Genomic DNA, 1,227 nt, shown 5'->3' with positions numbered 1-1,227 from the left:
TGAATCGCCACGAGTTTTCTAGACACTCGACAGCCGCTGAAAATACTGCTTTTCGTACTCCATCGGCGACAAGTCATTGCTGAAGCTGTGCCGGCGCTTCGGATTGTAGAACATCTCGATATAGTCAAAGACATCCTGCCTTGCCTGGTCGCGGGTGCCATAGGTCTTCCGTCGAATCCGCTCCCGCTTGAGCAATTGAAAAAAGCTCTCGACAACAGCGTTGTCGTGGCAGTTTCCTCGGCGGCTCATGCTCTGTTGCAGGTTATGCTCGCCCAGGAAATCGCGCCAGTCATAACTGCTGAACTGGCTGCCCTGATCCGAATGCACCATCACCGTATTGGTGGGTTGCCGGCGCCAGACAGCCATCAATAGCGCGTTCATGGCCAGTTCGCGATCGATGCGCGAACTCATCGACCAACCGACCACCTGACGCGAGAACAGGTCGAGTACCACGGCCAAATACAACCAACCTTCATGCGTGCGGATATACGTGATGTCCGTCGCCCAGACACGGTTGGGCTCCTGCACGTCAAACTGACGCTGCAAGTGATTTGGCGCCACTAGCGCAGGTGCGCCGCCCCGTTTGTACTTGCGCTTGGCGTAGCCGGTTTGAGAACGGATTCCAGCCAATTTCATTAGTCGATGAACGCGATTGATGCCGCATTGCTCGCCGAGTTCCCGCAGATCATTGCTGACCTTGCGATAGCCGTACACACTGCCGCTTTCCAACCACGACTCCTTGATGGGAATCAGCAGGCGCTTGTCTTCCTTGGCGCGCGTGCTTTCGGGGTTTAGACGCCAGGCGTAAAAACCGCTGGGATGCACACCGAGCACTTTGCACAGCCGCCGTACGGGAAATTGGTCCTGTAACTCAACAATGAAGGTGTACCTTACCCGGACGTCTTGGCAAAGTACACCGCGGCCTTTTTCAAGATGTCGCGCTCCTCCGTGACGCGCTTCAATTCGGCCTTCAGGCGCCGCAATTCCTCTGCCTGGGAATCCACCGCCTTGCGCTCCTCTTCAGGCACGCCGTAGCGCTTCATCCAGGTGTAGAGGCTGTGCATGCTCACCCCGAGGCGTTCTGCCACCTCGCTCGCCGGGTGACCGCGTTCTGCCACTTGCTTGACCGCCGCGATCTTGAATTCCTCCGTGTACCGCTTTCCACTCATATCTTCTCCTTGACCCAGAATTATGGCTCAGGAGTGTCTACAATTGTCGTGGCGATTC

Annotated in this window: 1 protein-coding gene; it reads right to left on the bottom strand. The window is 56.5% G+C overall.

The genetic code is table 11. The features are described from left to right. Positions 1-18: 18 nt before the first annotated feature. A protein-coding gene (locus NX784_RS28715; RefSeq protein WP_258820083.1) for an IS3 family transposase occupies positions 19-1,169 on the bottom strand; the annotation gives its coding sequence in 2 pieces (ribosomal slippage) (positions 19-923 and positions 923-1,169; 1,152 coding nt in all). Positions 1,170-1,227: the final 58 nt, after the last annotated feature.

It is taken from the genome of Massilia pinisoli (assembly GCF_024753285.1).
GTDB classification, from domain to species: domain Bacteria; phylum Pseudomonadota; class Gammaproteobacteria; order Burkholderiales; family Burkholderiaceae_D; genus Telluria; species Telluria pinisoli.
Note: the sequence above shows the minus strand (reverse complement) of the source record. Positions and strands in the feature narration are given on the sequence as shown.